Raw genomic sequence first — 16,200 nt, 5'->3', positions numbered from 1 at the left:
ACGCCGTGGTCAACACCTTCTTCCACGACGACGCCTCACCCAGGCGCGACGGTTCGGTCTCCTCCATCAACCGGGCCAACACCTTGTGCTCCACCGCCGGAACCGACCGCAGCACCGTCGTCAACTCGGCCAGCAGGCCGATCAGCTCACGGTGGGACAACTCGTCGGCAGCCTTCGACAGCACGGCGATCTGCTCAGCGATCGCCCCCACCGCCTCCGACACCAACTCCATGACCCGAACACTAGTTCGAAGGTCCGACAAAACGGTGCCCTCCCGATCATTGACCGCGCACCACACCCAAAAGTAAAGTCACTTTTACTTCTAGCCGAGGAGATCGCGATGGAATCGTTCGTCCACCTTCGAAAGGGCAAGACTCCCAAGCGGGTTCACGCCGACCTCGACGGTCTCAAGGACGATGAGCTCGGCCGCGGCGGATTCGTCGGACGAACCGCGAACATGTATCGGCGTAACGACCCGACCGCGTACCGGACCGTGGGCCCGCTGCGCCCCACCGACGTCTTGAGCAGCGAACTCAAGCCCGGCGACGCCGCCGACGCCCGGGGCGGTCCGTTGTTGATGTTCTCCAACGCCGACTGCCAGGTCTTGCTGTCGCGCCGCAGCGAGGAGATGCCGTTCTTCATTCGCTACGTCGACGGCGACCTGCTCTCGTTCGTGCATCGCGGCTCGGGCAGGTTGGAGACCGAGTTCGGACCGCTCGACTACCGCCGGGGCGACTGGATCTACCTGCCCAAGGCGTGCACGTGGCGGCACGCGCCCGCCGAAGAGACGACGCTGCTGATGATCCAGGCCACCGAGGAGTTCCGCGTCCCGCCCGCCGGCACGCTGGGCCGGCACTTCCCGTTCGACCCCGCTCAGGCGGTCATCCCCGAGCCGCAACCGATGGACGACGACGGCAGAGATGAGTACGAGGTGCGGTTGATCCACGAGGGTGGGCCGACCTCGCTTTTCTATCAACACAATCCGCTCGATGTCGAAGGGTGGCGCGGCGACAACTTCCCGTTCACGTTCAACATCGACGACTACACGGTCGTCACCTCCGAGAGCGTGCACCTGCCACCCACGGTGCACCTGTTCATGCAGGCCACCGGTGTGTACGTGATGAACTTCCTGCCCAAGCCCGCCGAGATGGTCCCGGGCACCGAACGCACGCCGTGGTACCACCGCAACGTCGACTGCGACGAGATCGCGTTCTTCCACGACGGGTCGCTGTACGGGATCCCGATGCCTCCCGGCCTGGTCTCGCACGCACCGCAGGGAGTGCACCACGGGGCTCCGGAGAAGGCCCGCGAGCGCGCCCGCCGCAAGTTCGACGAGTACGACCGGGTGGAATGGTCGGTCATCGCCATCGACACGCGGCGACGGCTGATCCCGTCCGCCGAAATCCTCGCCAACGATCTGGGGCAACACCAGAGATGACCAGATACGAATACGACCGGATCCCGTATCTGGTCGCCTACCAGAACAATTCGGGTGTCCGCGACGTCTACGGGGGCGTTGCCGAGTTGGTGGTGCTGGAGAGCTACCTGCTCAAGCCCAAGACCGTGCAATCCGACACCGTGCTCGTGTTCATGCACCCGATCGGCGGCGGCGCCTACCTGCCGATGATCAACGCGCTGGCCCGCGCCGGACATCACGTCATCTACTGCAACAGCCGGTTCCGGGGCACCGACTCGGCGCTGTTGATGGAGAAGGTCGTCGAAGACCTCGGCGAGTGCATCAAGGACGCCAGAAACCGGCTCGGTTACACCAAGGTGGTCCTGGCCGGGTGGAGTGGTGGCGGTTCGCTGTCGGCGTTCTACCAGCAGCAGGCCCAGAACCCCACGGTGACAGCGAGCCCGTCCGGTGACGGCCCCGACCTGACCGAGCTCGGGCTGATCCCCGCCGACGGCATCATGTTGCTCGCTGCCCACATCAGCAGGCACGGCACGATGACCGAATGGCTCGATGCGTCGATTCTCGACGAGTCCGACCCGACCCGGCGCGACCCCGGCCTCGATCTGTACAACCCCGACAACCCGAACCAGCCGCCCTACACGACCGAGTTCCTAGAGCGCTACCGCGCGGCGCAGATCGCCCGTAACCGCCGGATCACGAAGTGGGTGAAAGAGAAGCTGGCACAGCTCAAGCTGGCCGGCCGGCCCGATGACGAGTTCGCGTTCGTCGTCCACGGCACCATGGCCGACCCCCGCTGGCTCGACCCGACCGTGGATCCGAACGAACGCAAGCCGGGAACCTGCTACCTGGGTGACCCTCAGCTGGTGAACATGAGCCCGGTCGGCCTGGCCCGCTTCTGCACCCTGCGCAGCTGGCTGTCGCAGTGGAGCTATGACGACGCCAACGGCGACGCGCTCAAGGCCGGCCCGGACATCGCGGTGCCCGCGCTGGTGATCGGTAATCTCGCCGATGACGCCTGCACGCCCAGCCACACGCGCCGGATCTACGACGCGATCGGCCACCACGACAAGGAGATGCACGAGATTTCCGGAGCCAACCACTACTACGCGGGCCCCGAGCAGCGGGACAAACTCCGCGAGGCGGTCGACATCGTCACCGACTGGCTGGAGCGTCACGACTTCGTGGGCGCCCGATGACGACGGGTCCGCTCGACGGCATCCGGGTGATCGAGGTCGGCACGCTGATCTCGGGACCGTTCGCAGGCCGCCTCCTCGGGGACATGGGCGCCGAGGTGATCAAGATCGAACCACCGGGAGCACCGGACCCGCTGCGCACCTGGGGTCAGGCCGAGCTCGACGGTCATCATTTCTTCTGGACGGTGCACGCGCGCAACAAGAAGGCCGTCACGCTGAACCTCCGCGTCCCAGCGGGTCGCGACCTGTTCCTCGACCTGGTCGAACGGTCCGACGTGATCGTCGAGAACTTCCGGCCCGGCACCCTGGAGAAGTGGGGACTTGGCTACGACGTGCTGCGCGCGCGCAATCGCGGCATCATCCTGGTGCGGGTGTCGGGTTACGGGCAGACGGGCCCGGATGCGCACAAGGCCGGCTACGCGTCGGTCGCGGAAGCGGCCAGCGGACTGCGGCACATGAACGGCTTCCCCGGTGGCCCTCCCCCACGGCTGGCGCTGTCGCTGGGTGACAGCCTGGCCGGCATGTTCGCCGCGCAGGGCGCGCTGGCCGCGTTGTACCGCCGTTCGGTGACCGGGGACGGACAGGTCGTCGATGCCGCGCTGACCGAAGCGTGCCTGGCCGTGCAGGAATCCACCATTCCCGACTACGACGTCGGCGGGGTGGTGCGGGGACCGTCCGGCACCCGGCTGGAGGGCATCGCACCGTCGAACATCTACCCGACCGCGGACGGCAGCTGGGTGGTGATCGCCGCCAACCAGGACACCGTGTTCCGGCGGCTGTGCGCGGCGATGGGACAACCGGAACTGGCGACCGACGAACGCTTCGCCGACCACGTTGCGCGCGGCCGCAATCAGGACGAGTTGGACGAGATCATCGGCGCGTGGGCCGCACAGCGCCGGCCCGCCGACGTCATCTCCACGCTGTCGGAGGCGGGGGTGATCAGCGGCCCGATCAACACAGTCGCCGAGGTCGTCGAAGACCCTCAGCTGCAGGCGCGTGGCATGATCGCCGACCACTGGGACGAGCGCATCGGACGAAATGTCAAGGGACCTGGCGTCATTCCTGTGCTCTCGGAGACGCCTGGCACCATCCGGTACGCCGGGCCGGCCCGCCCCGGCCAGCACAACGACGAGATCTACCGCGAGCTGCTCGGCAAGACCGACACCGACCTGGACGCGCTGAGAGAGGAGGGAGTGCTGTGACCGAGCTTCCCGCGCACGTGATCATCCGTGATGTGTCGATGCGTGACGGGTTGCAGATCGAGGATCCGATCCCGCTGTCCGCCAAGCTCGAACTGCTCAGCGCCATCGCCGCCACCGGCGTGCGTGAGATGGAGGCGACGGCGTTCGTGTCGCCGTCGAAGGTACCTGCGCTCGCCGACGCCGCCGAACTCGCCGCCGAGTTGCACAATTTCCCCGGCATCGAGTTCTCCGCGTTGGTGGCCAGCCCGAACGGCGCCAAGCGCGCGATCGCCGCGGGTCTGCGCTCGGTCGAGTTTGTGGTGTCGGCCGCCGACGGGCACAGCCGCGCCAATGTGGGACGCGACTCGGCCGACGCGACCGCGCAGATCCCCGAGATCGTCGCGATCGCTCACGACAGCGGGGTCGCGGTCGAGGTCATCATCGCGACCGCGTGGGACTGCCCGTTCGACGGCCCGACCGCGCCGCAGCGCGTGGTCGACATCGTGCGCGCGGCCGTCGACGCAGGCGTCGACCGGCTGGCCGTCGCCGACACGATCGGCACCGCCACGCCGCGCCGGGTCACCGACCTGATCGCGCTGATCCGGCCGCTGATCGGAGAGCTGCCGCTGGGCGCCCATTTCCACAACACCCGCGGCGCCGGTCTGGCCAGTGCGTACGCTGCGGTCGGCGCCGGCATCACACGGTTGGACGCATCGGTGGGCGGGCTCGGCGGATGCCCGTTCGCCCCCGGTGCCAGCGGGAACATCGCGACCGAGGACCTTGTCTACCTGTTGCGGGACAGCGGTGTTCACGTCGACGTCGACCTGGCAGCGGCGATTTCCGCCGCCACCGTGGCGCAGCGCGCGGTCGGCCACGACCTGCCGAGTTCGCTGCTGCGTGCCGGCGACCGGATCCTGGGCTAGCCGACGGTGCCCCCGCATCCGGGTTCGCTCAGCGCCAAGGGCCGTCAGACCCGCGGCGCGATCGAGCAGTCAGCCCGGAAACTGTTCGCCGAGCGCGGCTTTCACGGCACCACACTCACCGACATCACATCGGCGGCAGGCAGGTCACCGGCGGTGTTCTACCGGTACTTCGCCGACAAGGAGGACCTGCTCGCCGCGCTGGCGCAGTCGTTCCTGCACGACGTCGTCACCCCGTCCGGCCTGAGCGTTCCACTGCCCGCGTCGGCGGACGACGATGCGTTCTTCACCACGGTGGTCACCGGTTACTGGACGATGTTCAAGCAGAACATCGGGATCATGATCGCCGTCGCGCAGCTCGCCGCCACGCAGCCGCGTTTCGCCCTGGTGCAGAACGAGTTCCGGCGTTTCGGCATTGACATCGTGGCGGCCTCGGTGCGCCGGGCCCAGGAGCAGGGTTACGGGGGAGACCTGCACCCCGAGCACACGGCCGCGGCGATCGCGTTGCTGTTCGAGAACTTCACCACCGTGTTCGTCGGCCCGTCCGGACTGGACATCGACATCGACGACGACGCCGCGATCACCACCCTGTCCCGGATCTGGAAGAAAACGCTGTACGGATACTGACCACGACGACGTTCAAAGGAGAACCGGTGGACTTCACCCTGCCCGATCATCTGCCCGGCCTGCTCGCCGAGATGGATGCGTTCATCGAAGCCGAGATCAAGCCGCTGGAACGCGAGCACATGCAGTATTTCGACCAGCGCCGCGAGCACGCCCGCACCGATTGGGACAACGGCGGCGTTCCGCGCCGGGAGTGGGAGGAACTGCTCGACGAGATGCGCAGACGTGCCGACGCGGCAGGCTGGCTGCGCTACGGGCTGCCGTCGCAGTTCGGCGGCCGGGACGGCAGCAACCTGGACATGGCCGTGATCCGGGAGCACCTGGCCGCCAAGGGGTTGGGTCTGCACAACGATCTGCAGGACGAGTCCTCGATCGTCGGCAATTTCCCGCAGGTGATCATGATGGACCGGTTCGGCACCGACGAGCAGAAACGCGAGTGGACCGACGCGCTGATCACCGGCAGGCGGTCGATGGCGTTCGGGTTGACCGAACCCAACCACGGCTCGGATGCCACGTGGCTGGAGACCACCGCGGTTCAGGACGGCGATGAGTGGGTGATCAACGGCGCCAAACGGTTCAACACCGGGGTGCACCGCGCGACGCACGATCTGGTGTTCGCGCGCACTTCCGGTGAGGCGGGCCAGGCCCGGGGTATCACCGCATTTCTGGTGCCCTGCGATGCTCCGGGATTCTCGGTGCCCTACTACTGGTGGACGTTCAACATGCCGACCGACCACGGTGAGGTGCTGTTGGAGAACGTGCGGGTGCCGGCCGACGCGGTGCTCGGCGAGGTGGATCGCGGCTTGGAGGTCGGCCAGACGTTCCTGCACGAGAACAGGATCCGCCAGGCGGCCAGCAGCCTCGGCGCGGCCCAGTACTGCATCGACCGGGCCGTCGCGTACGCCAACGAGCGCAGAGTGTTCGGCAAACCGCTGGCGACCCATCAGGCCGTGCAGTGGCCGCTGGTGGAGCTGCAGACCGAGGCCCAGATGGTGCGGCTGCTGGTGCGATACGCCGCGTCCGAACTGGACCGCAACCACCACATGGAGGTGTCGGACAAGGTGTCGATGGCCAACTACCGGGCCAACCGCCTGGTGTGCGAGGCCGCCGACCGGGCGATGCAGGTGTTCGGCGGCGTCGGCTACAGCAGGCACGAGCCGTTCGAACACATCTATCGACACCACCGCCGATACCGGATCACCGAGGGTGCCGAGGAGATCCAGATCCGGCGGGTTGCGCAGCGGCTCTTCGGGTTCGGGCGATGAGCGCTTGCGCGAAGAGCAGAGGACACCGCAAGTGAGTGCCGAGCTGGTCCGCGCGCTCGAAGCGGTGCTACGGCCGGTGCTCGGCGACACATCCGTCGAGAACCTGCAACCGTTGACGGGCGGCGCGAGCCGGACCACCTGGGCCTTCACCGCGGACGGCCGGCCGTTGATCTTGCGGACCGGTGACCGCGACGATCTCCACGCCGGCATGGAGACGGAGGCGCAGGTGCAGCAGCGCGCCGCCGCCGCAGGAGCTCCGGTGCCGCACATCCTGGCCGCCGACAATTCGCCGGAGCCCCTGGGAAACCCGTACCTGATCTGTGACGCGATCGCCGGTGAGACGATCGTCCGGCGCATCTTCCGCAGCCTCGACGACGGCGGTCGGGCCCGCCTGCTCGAGCAGTGCGCCACGGCGCTGGCGGCGATTCATCGCGCCGACCCGGACGGTATCGGACTGACCTCACACGATGAGCTCGCCGGCTGGCGCGCGCGTCTCGACGAGATCGGCGACACCACAGCCACTTTCGAGTGGACCTTCCGCAGATTGGCCGACGAGCGGCCCGATCCGTCGCCGATGCGCCTGGTACACGGCGATTTCCGGATGGGCAACCTCATCGTCGACGGATCGGGTCTGGCCGCGGTGCTGGACTGGGAGCTGACCCACATCGGCGAGATCTACGAAGACCTGGCCTGGTTCTGCATCCGCGCGTGGCGGTTCGGCGCCCCCGAAGCGCTCGGAGCAGGGGGGCTGGGCAGTGTGGCGGCCTTCCTGCAGGCATATGAAGCCGCTGCCGGCATTACGTTGGACCGCAAGGCTTTCCGTTGGTGGCTGACCGTGGCGACGCTGAGGTGGGGGGTCATCTGCCGGCACCAGGCCGAGCGTCACCTGTCCGGTGAGACGCGGTCGGTCGAACTGGCCGCGATCGGGCGACGGGTCAGTGAGACCGAATGGGATCTGCTGGATCTGCTGTCCGGAGGAGGGCCGCAATGAACACCCGCCCCACCGCGGCGGAACTCGTCGCCGCCGTCGCCGACTTCCTGGACAACGAAGTCCGCGCCGTCGGCGGTCAGGTCGGCTTCCATTCCCGCGTCGCGGCCAATGCGTTGCGCATCGTGGAACGCGAACTGCTCGACGAGGACCATGCACCGGTGCGTGCGGCGCTGGACCGTTTGGGCTACGCCGACGAGCGCGCGCTGGCCCAGGCGATCCGGGACGGCCTGCTCGACGAGCGCCGCGACGACATGCTGGAGTGCCTGCGCCTGCTGGTGCGGCACCGATTGTCGATCGACCACCCGGGGTACGCCGACGGGTGACGGGTTCCCGCGTCACCTCGATCACCCAGCTCGATCTCGCCGACGGCACCGGCCCCTACGGCATCGCCGCGGAGAGCGGCTCGCTGATCCCGCTGCGCTGCACTCAGCGCCTGCGGACCCGCGCCAGCCACGCGGGTTCGTCGACGACGGTGCCGACGGCCAAGCCGAGCGCCTCGGCGTGAACTTCGGTCACGATCCCCCGGTACGTGGTCTCGCTGAGCGCCTCGATCTCCCAGCCCGAGGTGAAGGCCGCACGGATGGTGTGCTCGCCGACTTCCGGCCCGAAGCCGCGGCCCGCGTCGGACAACGCGAGCACGTGCAGCACCGAGCCCGGCCGGGTCGCCGAGCGCAGGCTCCGCACATAGGACACGCGGTCGGCGTCGTCGAAGATGTGGAACAACGCGCTGTCGACGATCGTGTCGTACTTCGGCTGCTCGGGCAGATGCAGCGCGTCGGCCACCTCGAAGCGGGCGGTCACCCCACGGGCCTCGGCATTGCGCCGGGCCTGCGCGACGGCGGTGGGCGCACCGTCCACGCCGATCACGTCGTACCCCGCCGCGGCGAGCAAGATGGTGTGCTCGCCGGTGCCGCATCCGACGTCGAGCACCCGTCCGGCGATCAGGCCGGCGCGTTCCAGCTCGATGACGGCCGGTTGCGGCTCGCCGATGACCCACGGCGGGGTCTGGTTCTTGTAGAAGTCGTCGAAACGGGAGATGGTGGGGGTCAGATCCATGCATGCCAGTGTTCAACCTGAACCGGAGTTGAGGTCAACACGATGCCCGAAACAGTCACCTCCGAGGTGGCCGACCGGCTGTTCGGCGCGATCGAACGCGGTGACACCGCGCTGGTGGCGCAGCTGTTCAGCGCGGGTGTCACGGTGTGGAAGAGCGGCGACGCCCGGGACAGCGACCATGCCCGGTCGGTCAAGATCATCAAGTGGTTCGTCGACGCCACCGTTGATCGCCGCTACCAGGTGCTGGACCGGCAGGTGTTCGACGGAGGCTTCGTCCAGCAGCACGTCCTGCATGCTCTCGCCCGCACCGGAGCGACGATCGCGATGCGGGTGTGCATCGTGATCAAGGTCGGCGACGACGGCCTGATCACCCGTGTCGACGAGTACTTCGATCCGGCCGAGATCGCCCCGCTGCTGTCGCGCACCCCGGTGTGACGTCCGGAAAGTGCCTCGCTGCACCCGTTTTCGGTGTTTGAGCCTCGGCGGGCCGACTGCGGGCTAACATCGCGGCCATGGCTGTGCCATCTCCGGAGCCATCGCGGGCGCAGGACCCGCTGCGGATCCTCGTCTACAGCGACAATCCCAGGACCAGGGAACAGGTCCGGCTCGCGCTGGGCACCCGCATCCACCCGGAGCTGCCGGAGCTGAGCTATCTCGACGTCGCCACCGGCCCGATGGTGATCCGGCACATGGACGACGGCGGGTTCGACCTGGTGATCCTCGACGGTGAGGCGGCACCCGTCGGCGGGATGGGGATCGCCAAGCAGCTCAAGGATGAGATCGACGGCTGTCCGCCGGTGCTGGTGCTGACCGGGCGTCCCGACGACGCGTGGCTGGCCAGGTGGTCGCGCGCCGAGGCCGCCGTGCCGCATCCGATCGACCCGATCCGGCTGGGCGACGCGGTCGTGTCGCTGCTGCGCCCCGTCAGCTGAGGCCGATACCAGCAAAAACCCTGGCGCAGTTGCCTATTCGAGGCAGGCGAGATCGCCGGACGACGCCAGTAGCGATACTAACCAAAATGTGTGGCATCAATCCCAAACACGGCTAGGCTGTGTGGTAGCTCACATCGACTGCCCCGAGGAGCTGCAACTCAGTATGGATCTGTACACGCCGATTCTGGTGCTCGGTGCGATCGCCGCTGTGTTCGCCGTCGGATCCGTCGGGATCGCCCTGCTGATCGGGCCGCGGCGCTACAACCAGGCCAAGCTCGAAGCCTACGAATGCGGCATCGAGCCGATGAACCCGTCCGACCCGGCCGCGGCGGCCACCGGACAGCGGTTCCCCATCCGGTACTACCTGACCGCGATGCTGTTCATCGTCTTCGACATCGAGATCGTCTTCCTTTACCCGTGGGCCGTCGCGTTCGACAGCCTCGGCCTGTTCGCGGTGGTGGAGATGTTGTTGTTCATGGTCATCGTGTTCGTTGCCTACGCCTACGTCTGGCGACGGGGAGGCCTGCAATGGGACTAGAGGAACGGTTGCCGGGCGGGATCCTGCTGTCCACCGTGGAGAAGGTCGCCGGGTACGTGCGCAAGGGTTCGCTGTGGCCGGCGACGTTCGGGCTGGCGTGCTGCGCGATCGAGATGATGGCCACCGCGGGGCCACGTTTCGACATCTCCCGGTTCGGCATGGAACGGTTCTCGGCGACACCCCGCCAGGCCGATCTGATGATCGTCGCGGGACGGGTCAGCCAGAAGATGGCGCCGGTGCTGCGCCAGATCTACGACCAGATGGCCGAACCGAAATGGGTGCTGGCCATGGGGGTGTGCGCCTCGTCCGGCGGGATGTTCAACAACTACGCGGTGGTGCAGGGCGTCGACCATGTGGTGCCGGTCGACATCTATCTGCCCGGTTGTCCGCCCCGGCCGGAGATGCTGCTGCACGCAATCCTCAAACTGCACGACAAGATTCAGCAGATGCCGCTCGGCGTCAACCGCGAGGAAGCCATCCGGGAGGCCGAGCAGGCCGCTCTCGCGGTGACCCCGACGATCGAGTTGAAGGGCCTGCTGCGGCCATGAGCGAATCCAACGGTGACGCGCGCCCCGAGGTGATCGGGGTACGCCGGGGCATGTTCGGCGCCAACGGCTCCGGCGACACCTCCGGGTACGGCCGGCTGATCCGGCCGGTCGCGCTGCCCGGCGGTTCCCCGCGTCCGTACGGTGGCTATTTCGACGAGGTCGTCGACGCACTGGCGGACGCCCTCGGCGAGGAGACCCACGCCGAATCCATCGAGCGGGTGGTGGTCTACCGCGACGAACTCACGGTCGAGGTGCACCGCGACCGCCTCGTCGAGGTGGCCCTGACCTTGCGCGACGATCCGGCGCTGCGCTTCGAACTGTGCCTGGGTGTCAGCGGCGTGCACTACCCCGACGACACCGGCCGCGAATTGCACGCGGTGTACCCGCTGATGTCGATCACGCACAACCGGCGGATCCGCATCGAGGTGGCCGCGCCCGACGACGATCCGCATATTCCGTCGTTGTTCCGGGTGTACCCCACCACGGACTGGCACGAGCGCGAGACCTACGACTTCTTCGGCCTGATCTTCGACGGCCACCCGTCGCTGACCCGGATCGAGATGCCCGACGACTGGGTGGGCCATCCGCAGCGGAAAGACTATCCGCTGGGCGGGATTCCGGTCGAGTACCACGGCGCCGAGATCCCCCCGCCCGACCAGCGGAGGGCATACAACTGATGACCACATCGCAGCAACCGCCCGAACGGGTGGTCGTCGTCGGCGGCCAGGACTGGGACCAGGTCGTCACTGCGGCAAGGCAGAACGCTGCCGAGCACGCCGGTGAACGGATCGTGGTGAACATGGGCCCGCAGCACCCGTCGACACACGGCGTGCTGCGCCTCATCCTCGAGATCGAGGGCGAGACGATCGTCGAGGCCCGGTGCGGCATCGGCTACCTGCACACCGGCATCGAGAAGAACCTGGAATTCCGCAACTGGACCCAGGGCGTCACATTCGTGACCCGGATGGATTATCTCTCACCGTTTTTCAACGAGACGGTCTACTGCCTCGGGGTGGAGAAGCTGCTCGGGGTCACCGACGCGATCCCGGAGCGGGCCTCGGTGATCCGGGTCATGATGATGGAGCTCAACCGGATCTCCAGCCATCTGGTCGCCCTCGCGACCGGCGGTATGGAACTCGGCGCCATGACCGCGATGTTCCTCGGCTTCCGGGAACGAGAGCTCATCCTGTCGGTGTTCGAGACGATCACCGGGCTGCGGATGAACCACGCCTACATCAGGCCGGGTGGGCTCGCCGCGGATCTCCCCGACGAGGCGCTCCCCCAGATCCGCGACCTGCTCGCGCTGCTTCCGCAGCGTCTGCGCGATCTGGAGAACCTGCTCAACGAGAACTACATCTGGAAGGCCCGCACCAAGGGCATCGGTTATCTCGATCTGACCGGATGTATGGCGCTGGGGATCACCGGGCCGGTGCTGCGGTCCACCGGGCTGCCCCACGACCTGCGCAAGGCGCAACCCTACTGCGGTTACGAGACCTACGACTTCGACGTCGTCACCGACGACCGGTGCGACTCCTACGGCCGCTACCTGATCCGGGTCAAGGAGATGCACCAGTCGATCAGGATCGTCGAGCAGTGCGTCGAACGTCTCGAACGGCTGTCCGGTGCGCCGGTGATGATCACCGACAAGAAGCTGGCCTGGCCTGCCGACCTGAAGGTCGGCCCCGACGGTCTGGGCAACTCCCCCGAGCACATCGCCAAGATCATGGGCCACTCGATGGAGGGGCTGATCCACCACTTCAAACTGGTGACCGAGGGCATCCGGGTGCCGGCCGGTCAGGTCTACGTGGCGGTCGAATCGCCACGCGGCGAACTCGGGGTGCACATGGTGTCCGACGGCGGGACGCGTCCCTACCGCGTGCACTACCGGGACCCGTCGTTCACCAATCTGCAAGCGGTGGCCGCGATGTGCGAAGGAGGCTTGGTCGCCGACGCCATCACGGCGGTGGCCTCGATCGATCCGGTGATGGGTGGGGTGGACCGATAGTGACGATTTTTCTGGAACTGGGCCAGCGGCCCGACGAGCCCGGACCCCCGATCCACGGGGCCGCGGAGTACCCCGCGGACGTTGCGGCGAGGCTGCAGACCGACGTCGCGACGATCATCGCCCGCTACCCGCAGGCAAGATCGGCGCTGCTGCCGCTGCTGCACCTGGTGCAATCCGAGGACGGCTGCCTGACCCCGGCCGGAATCGCGTTCTGCGCAGCCCAATTGGGCCTCACCGACGCCGAGGTCACCGCGGTCGCGACGTTCTACTCGATGTACCGGCGCGAACCGACGGGCGAGTATCTGGTCGGGGTCTGCACCAACACCCTGTGTGCGGTGATGGGTGGTGACGCGATCCTGGAAACCCTCGAGAGTCACCTCGACATCTCGCCGGGTCAGACCACGGCCGACGGTGCCGTCACGCTGGAACACATCGAGTGCAACGCGGCGTGCGACTACGCACCGGTGGTGATGGTGAACTGGGATTTCTTCGACAACCAGAACCCGTCGTCGGCACGGGACCTCGTGGACGCGCTACGCGCCGGCCGGCCACCGGCACCGTCACGCGGCGGTTCACTGTGCACGTTCCGGGAGACCGCGAGAGTCCTTGCCGGGCTGGCGGGCCCGAGCGACGCCGACACACCCGGAGAGGTCGGCGCGGCCACGCTGGCCGGTCTGCGGTTCGCCCGCGACCACGGCATGTCGGCGCCGGAAGCCGATGCGCCGGCGCCGCCGCCGACTCCGCAGACCGATCCGACGACGACGGACAAGCGATGACGGCGCTGACGCCGGTGCTGAGCCGGTTCTGGGACGAACCACAGCCGTGGTCGCTGGACGCCTACCGCCGCCACGGCGGCTACCGGGCGCTGGACCGCGCGCTGACCATGAGCCCGGACGAGGTGATCACCACCGTCAAGGACTCCGGCCTGCGCGGACGCGGCGGTGCCGGCTTCCCGACCGGCACCAAGTGGTCGTTCATCCCGCAAGGTGAGGAAGGCGCCGCCGCCAAGCCGCATTATCTGGTGATCAACGCCGACGAGTCCGAACCCGGTACGTGCAAAGACATTCCGTTGATGTTGACCACCCCGCACTTCCTCGTCGAGGGCGCGATCATCGCCGCGTACGCGATCCGGGCACACCACGCGTTCATCTATCTGCGCGGTGAGGTGGTGCCCGTGCTGCGGCGGCTCCAGGCCGCGGTCGCCGAGGCGTACGCCGCCGGGTATCTGGGCCCCGACATCCACGGTTCGGGTTTCGACCTGGAGCTCATCGTGCACGCCGGCGCGGGCGCCTACATCTGCGGCGAGGAGACCGCGCTGCTGGACTCACTGGAGGGCAGACGGGGGCAGCCCCGGCTGCGGCCGCCGTTCCCCGCCGTCGCGGGCCTGTACGCGTGTCCGACCGTGGTCAACAACGTCGAGTCGATCGCCAGCGTGCCGCCGATCCTGCTCAACGGTGTCGACTGGTTCCGGTCGATGGGTTCGGAGAAGTCCCCCGGTTTCACGCTGTACTCGCTGTCCGGCCATGTCACCACACCCGGCCAGTACGAGGCACCGCTCGGCATCACGCTGCGGGAGTTGCTCGGGTTCGCCGGCGGGGTCCGCGCCGGTCACGAGCTGAAGTTCTGGACGCCGGGCGGATCGTCGACGCCGCTGCTGACCGCCGAACACCTGGATGTGCCACTGGATTACGAGGGTATGGCCGGGGTGGGTTCCATGCTCGGCACCAAGGCGTTGCAGATCTTCGACGACACCACGTGTGTGGTGCGGGCGGTACGCCGCTGGACGCAGTTCTATGCCCACGAGTCGTGCGGCAAGTGCACTCCGTGCCGGGAGGGCACGTACTGGCTGGCGCAGATCTACGAACGGCTCGAGACGGGTGCGGGCACCGAGGCGGACCTGGACAAGCTGCTCGACATCTCCGACAACATCTTCGGCAAGTCGTTCTGTGCGCTCGGCGACGGCGCGGCGAGCCCGATTCTGTCGTCGCTCAAGCACTTCCGCGCCGAGTACGAGGCACACCTCGCGGGCGGTTGCCCATTCGACCCGTACGCGTCGATGCTGGCCGCACCGGAAGGGGTGAGTGCATGACCCTCGCCGAACACAGTCACCAGGCCCCTCCGGTGGAGATGGTGACATTGACCATCGACGGCCACGAGATCACGGTGCCCAAGGGCACTCTGGTGATCCGCGCCGCCGAGTTGATCGGCGTGCAGATCCCCCGCTTCTGTGACCACCCGCTGCTCGACCCGGTCGGCGCCTGCAGGCAGTGCCTCGTCGAGGTCGAGGGTCAGCGCAAACCGCTGGCGTCGTGCACCACCACCGTGACCCCCGACATGGTGGTACACACCCAGTACACGTCCGAAGCGGCCGAGAAGGCGCAGCACGGAGTGATGGAGTTGCTGCTGATCAACCATCCGCTGGACTGCCCGGTCTGCGACAAGGGCGGTGAGTGCCCGTTGCAGAACCAGGCCATGTCCAACGGCCGTGCCGAGACGCGGTTCGAGGACGTCAAACGCACCTTCCCGAAGCCGATCAGCATCTCCTCGCAGGTGCTCCTCGACCGGGAACGCTGCGTGCTGTGCGCCCGCTGCACCCGCTTCTCGGATCAGATCGCCGGTGACCGCTTCATCGATCTGCTGGAACGTGGTGCGCTCCAACAGGTCGGCATCGCGCCGGGCGAACCGTTCCGGTCCTACTTCTCCGGCAACACCGTCCAGATCTGCCCGGTGGGCGCGTTGACCGGCACCGCGTACCGGTTCCGGGCGCGGCCGTTCGACCTGGTGTCCAGTCCCAGCGTCTGCGAACACTGCGCGTCGGGATGCGCGCAGCGCACCGACCACCGGCGCGGCAAGGTGCTGCGACGGCTGGCCGGCGACGACCCGGAGGTCAACGAGGAGTGGAACTGCGACAAGGGGCGGTGGGCGTTCACCTACGCGACGGTCGGTGACCGCCTCACCACACCGCTGGTGCGCGACGGCGGGGCCCTGCGGCCGGCGTCGTGGTCCGAAGCGCTCAACGTCGCCGCGGCAGGCCTGAGCGCGGCCGCGGGCAGCGCGGGTGTGCTGGTCGGCGGCCGGGTCACCGCCGAGGACGCCTACGCCTACGCGAAGTTCGCCCGGATCGTGTTGCACACCAACGACGTCGATTTCCGGATCCGACCGCACAGCGCGGAGGAAGCCGGCTTCCTGGCGACCCGTGTCGCGGGCCTGCCGATGACGGTCACCTACTCCGATCTGGAGAAGGCCCCCGCGGTGCTGCTGGCCGGGCTGGAACCGGAGGAGGAGTCACCGATCGTGTTCCTGCGGCTGCGCAAGGCGGTGCGCAAGCACGGGCTGCAGGTGCTGTCGGTGGCCCCGCTGGCCACCCGCGCTCTCGGCAAGTTGTCCGGCCGGCTGATCCGCTCGGCCAACCGGCTGCGGAACCGGCTGGTGGAGCGGGTCAACCAGCTGCGCGTCGGCCACAGCCTCGACCCGAAGGCCGACTACGGCCCGCTGGTCACCGGCGCCGCGCTGGAACGGGTGCGCGACTA

At 67.8% G+C, this 16,200-nt stretch carries 18 protein-coding genes and 1 pseudogene; 17 read left to right on the top strand and 2 right to left on the bottom strand.

The genetic code is table 11. From position 1 onward, the window contains the following. Positions 1 to 232, bottom strand: a pseudogene (locus tag ASJ79_RS03250) (hypothetical protein); the annotation flags it as partial. A 108-nt stretch (positions 233 to 340) separates the two neighbouring features. Here ASJ79_RS03250 and ASJ79_RS03245 point away from each other — a divergent pair. From ASJ79_RS03245 to ASJ79_RS03210, 8 genes are read left to right on the top strand one after another with little or no spacing between them, the layout of a single operon-like run. Further along, positions 341 to 1,438, top strand: a complete 1,098-nt coding sequence (locus tag ASJ79_RS03245; protein WP_067953155.1) for a homogentisate 1,2-dioxygenase — start codon at positions 341 to 343, stop codon at positions 1,436 to 1,438. Beyond that, positions 1,435 to 2,613 carry a S9 family peptidase gene (locus tag ASJ79_RS03240; RefSeq protein WP_067953152.1) on the top strand — a complete coding sequence of 393 codons (1,179 nt, stop codon included), beginning with the start codon at positions 1,435 to 1,437 and terminating at the stop codon, positions 2,611 to 2,613. The genes ASJ79_RS03245 and ASJ79_RS03240 overlap by 4 nt, the downstream gene beginning before the upstream one ends. Beyond that, on the top strand, positions 2,610 to 3,812 hold the full coding sequence (locus ASJ79_RS03235; protein ID WP_067953150.1) for a CaiB/BaiF CoA-transferase family protein: 1,203 nt from the start codon (positions 2,610 to 2,612) through the stop codon (positions 3,810 to 3,812). The genes ASJ79_RS03240 and ASJ79_RS03235 overlap by 4 nt, the downstream gene beginning before the upstream one ends. Continuing rightward, on the top strand, positions 3,809 to 4,714 hold the full coding sequence (locus tag ASJ79_RS03230; protein ID WP_067953148.1) for a hydroxymethylglutaryl-CoA lyase: 906 nt from the start codon (positions 3,809 to 3,811) through the stop codon (positions 4,712 to 4,714). Before ASJ79_RS03235 ends, ASJ79_RS03230 begins: the two co-directional genes overlap by 4 nt. Positions 4,715 to 4,720: 6 nt before the next feature. Beyond that, positions 4,721 to 5,338, top strand: coding sequence for a TetR/AcrR family transcriptional regulator (locus ASJ79_RS03225; protein WP_067953146.1), 618 nt, complete (start codon positions 4,721 to 4,723; stop codon positions 5,336 to 5,338). Positions 5,339 to 5,364: 26 nt separating this feature from the next. Then, entirely contained in the window at positions 5,365 to 6,600 is a 1,236-nt protein-coding gene (locus tag ASJ79_RS03220) for an acyl-CoA dehydrogenase family protein (RefSeq protein WP_067953144.1), read from the top strand. A 31-nt stretch (positions 6,601 to 6,631) separates the two neighbouring features. Then, on the top strand, positions 6,632 to 7,591 hold the full coding sequence (locus ASJ79_RS03215; RefSeq protein WP_067953142.1) for a phosphotransferase family protein: 960 nt from the start codon (positions 6,632 to 6,634) through the stop codon (positions 7,589 to 7,591). Then, on the top strand, positions 7,588 to 7,914 hold the full coding sequence (locus ASJ79_RS03210; protein ID WP_067953140.1) for a DUF6285 domain-containing protein: 327 nt from the start codon (positions 7,588 to 7,590) through the stop codon (positions 7,912 to 7,914). Before ASJ79_RS03215 ends, ASJ79_RS03210 begins: the two co-directional genes overlap by 4 nt. 103 nt (positions 7,915 to 8,017) lie before the next feature. On the opposite strand, the gene ASJ79_RS03200 is transcribed toward ASJ79_RS03210, so the two are convergent. Beyond that, positions 8,018 to 8,647, bottom strand: coding sequence for a class I SAM-dependent methyltransferase (locus ASJ79_RS03200; RefSeq protein ID WP_067953138.1), 630 nt, complete (start codon positions 8,645 to 8,647; stop codon positions 8,018 to 8,020). Positions 8,648 to 8,689: 42 nt separating this feature from the next. On the opposite strand from ASJ79_RS03200, the gene ASJ79_RS03195 reads away from it, so the two are divergent. From ASJ79_RS03195 to ASJ79_RS03155, 9 genes are all read left to right on the top strand, one after another. Next, a complete protein-coding gene (locus tag ASJ79_RS03195; RefSeq protein WP_067953136.1) occupies positions 8,690 to 9,082 on the top strand; it encodes a nuclear transport factor 2 family protein in 393 nt (130 codons plus the stop codon). A 77-nt stretch (positions 9,083 to 9,159) separates the two neighbouring features. Then, complete coding sequence (locus tag ASJ79_RS03190; RefSeq protein ID WP_067953133.1) at positions 9,160 to 9,579, top strand: response regulator transcription factor; 420 nt, start codon at positions 9,160 to 9,162, stop codon at positions 9,577 to 9,579. A 163-nt stretch (positions 9,580 to 9,742) separates the two neighbouring features. Beyond that, a complete protein-coding gene (locus ASJ79_RS03185) occupies positions 9,743 to 10,117 on the top strand; it encodes an NADH-quinone oxidoreductase subunit A (RefSeq protein WP_067953130.1) in 375 nt (124 codons plus the stop codon). Then, the gene (locus ASJ79_RS03180) at positions 10,108 to 10,665 is read left to right on the top strand and encodes an NADH-quinone oxidoreductase subunit B family protein (RefSeq protein ID WP_067953128.1); all 558 of its coding nucleotides are present in this window, start codon (positions 10,108 to 10,110) and stop codon (positions 10,663 to 10,665) included. The genes ASJ79_RS03185 and ASJ79_RS03180 overlap by 10 nt, the downstream gene beginning before the upstream one ends. Next, on the top strand, positions 10,662 to 11,342 hold the full coding sequence (locus tag ASJ79_RS03175) for an NADH-quinone oxidoreductase subunit C (protein ID WP_067953126.1): 681 nt from the start codon (positions 10,662 to 10,664) through the stop codon (positions 11,340 to 11,342). Before ASJ79_RS03180 ends, ASJ79_RS03175 begins: the two co-directional genes overlap by 4 nt. Next, on the top strand, positions 11,342 to 12,670 hold the full coding sequence (gene nuoD, locus ASJ79_RS03170; protein WP_067953124.1) for an NADH dehydrogenase (quinone) subunit D: 1,329 nt from the start codon (positions 11,342 to 11,344) through the stop codon (positions 12,668 to 12,670). Before ASJ79_RS03175 ends, nuoD begins: the two co-directional genes overlap by 1 nt. Then, positions 12,670 to 13,446: an NADH-quinone oxidoreductase subunit NuoE gene (gene nuoE / locus ASJ79_RS03165; RefSeq protein WP_067953123.1), complete on the top strand. Its 777-nt coding sequence runs from the start codon at positions 12,670 to 12,672 to the stop codon at positions 13,444 to 13,446. The genes nuoD and nuoE overlap by 1 nt, the downstream gene beginning before the upstream one ends. Further along, positions 13,443 to 14,759 carry an NADH-quinone oxidoreductase subunit NuoF gene (gene nuoF, locus ASJ79_RS03160; RefSeq protein ID WP_067953120.1) on the top strand — a complete coding sequence of 439 codons (1,317 nt, stop codon included), beginning with the start codon at positions 13,443 to 13,445 and terminating at the stop codon, positions 14,757 to 14,759. Before nuoE ends, nuoF begins: the two co-directional genes overlap by 4 nt. Continuing rightward, positions 14,756 to 16,200: NADH-quinone oxidoreductase subunit G (locus ASJ79_RS03155; protein ID WP_156448262.1), on the top strand; the 1,445-nt coding region annotated here is incomplete at its 3' end. The genes nuoF and ASJ79_RS03155, both read left to right, overlap by 4 nt.

Source organism: Mycobacterium sp. NAZ190054, assembly GCF_001545925.1.
Lineage (GTDB): Bacteria > Actinomycetota > Actinomycetes > Mycobacteriales > Mycobacteriaceae > Mycobacterium.
The sequence above is the reverse complement of the archived record's forward strand: the minus strand, read 5'-3'. Positions and strand labels throughout refer to the sequence as shown.

What these genes read in the sequence shown, in the direction of transcription:
- ASJ79_RS03235 (WP_067953150.1), top strand. Translation starts at nt 2,610, where the DNA reads ATGACGACGGGTCCGCTCGACGGCATCCGGGTGATCGAGGTCGGCACG.
- nuoD (WP_067953124.1), top strand. Translation starts at nt 11,342, where the DNA reads ATGACCACATCGCAGCAACCGCCCGAACGGGTGGTCGTCGTCGGCGGC.
- ASJ79_RS03180 (WP_067953128.1), top strand. Translation starts at nt 10,108, where the DNA reads ATGGGACTAGAGGAACGGTTGCCGGGCGGGATCCTGCTGTCCACCGTG.
- nuoF (WP_067953120.1), top strand. Translation starts at nt 13,443, where the DNA reads ATGACGGCGCTGACGCCGGTGCTGAGCCGGTTCTGGGACGAACCACAG.
- ASJ79_RS03245 (WP_067953155.1), top strand. Translation starts at nt 341, where the DNA reads ATGGAATCGTTCGTCCACCTTCGAAAGGGCAAGACTCCCAAGCGGGTT.
- ASJ79_RS03240 (WP_067953152.1), top strand. Translation starts at nt 1,435, where the DNA reads ATGACCAGATACGAATACGACCGGATCCCGTATCTGGTCGCCTACCAG.
- ASJ79_RS03185 (WP_067953130.1), top strand. Translation starts at nt 9,743, where the DNA reads ATGGATCTGTACACGCCGATTCTGGTGCTCGGTGCGATCGCCGCTGTG.
- ASJ79_RS03175 (WP_067953126.1), top strand. Translation starts at nt 10,662, where the DNA reads ATGAGCGAATCCAACGGTGACGCGCGCCCCGAGGTGATCGGGGTACGC.
- ASJ79_RS03195 (WP_067953136.1), top strand. Translation starts at nt 8,690, where the DNA reads ATGCCCGAAACAGTCACCTCCGAGGTGGCCGACCGGCTGTTCGGCGCG.
- ASJ79_RS03190 (WP_067953133.1), top strand. Translation starts at nt 9,160, where the DNA reads ATGGCTGTGCCATCTCCGGAGCCATCGCGGGCGCAGGACCCGCTGCGG.
- ASJ79_RS03210 (WP_067953140.1), top strand. Translation starts at nt 7,588, where the DNA reads ATGAACACCCGCCCCACCGCGGCGGAACTCGTCGCCGCCGTCGCCGAC.
- ASJ79_RS03200 (WP_067953138.1), bottom strand. Translation starts at nt 8,647, where the DNA reads ATGGATCTGACCCCCACCATCTCCCGTTTCGACGACTTCTACAAGAAC.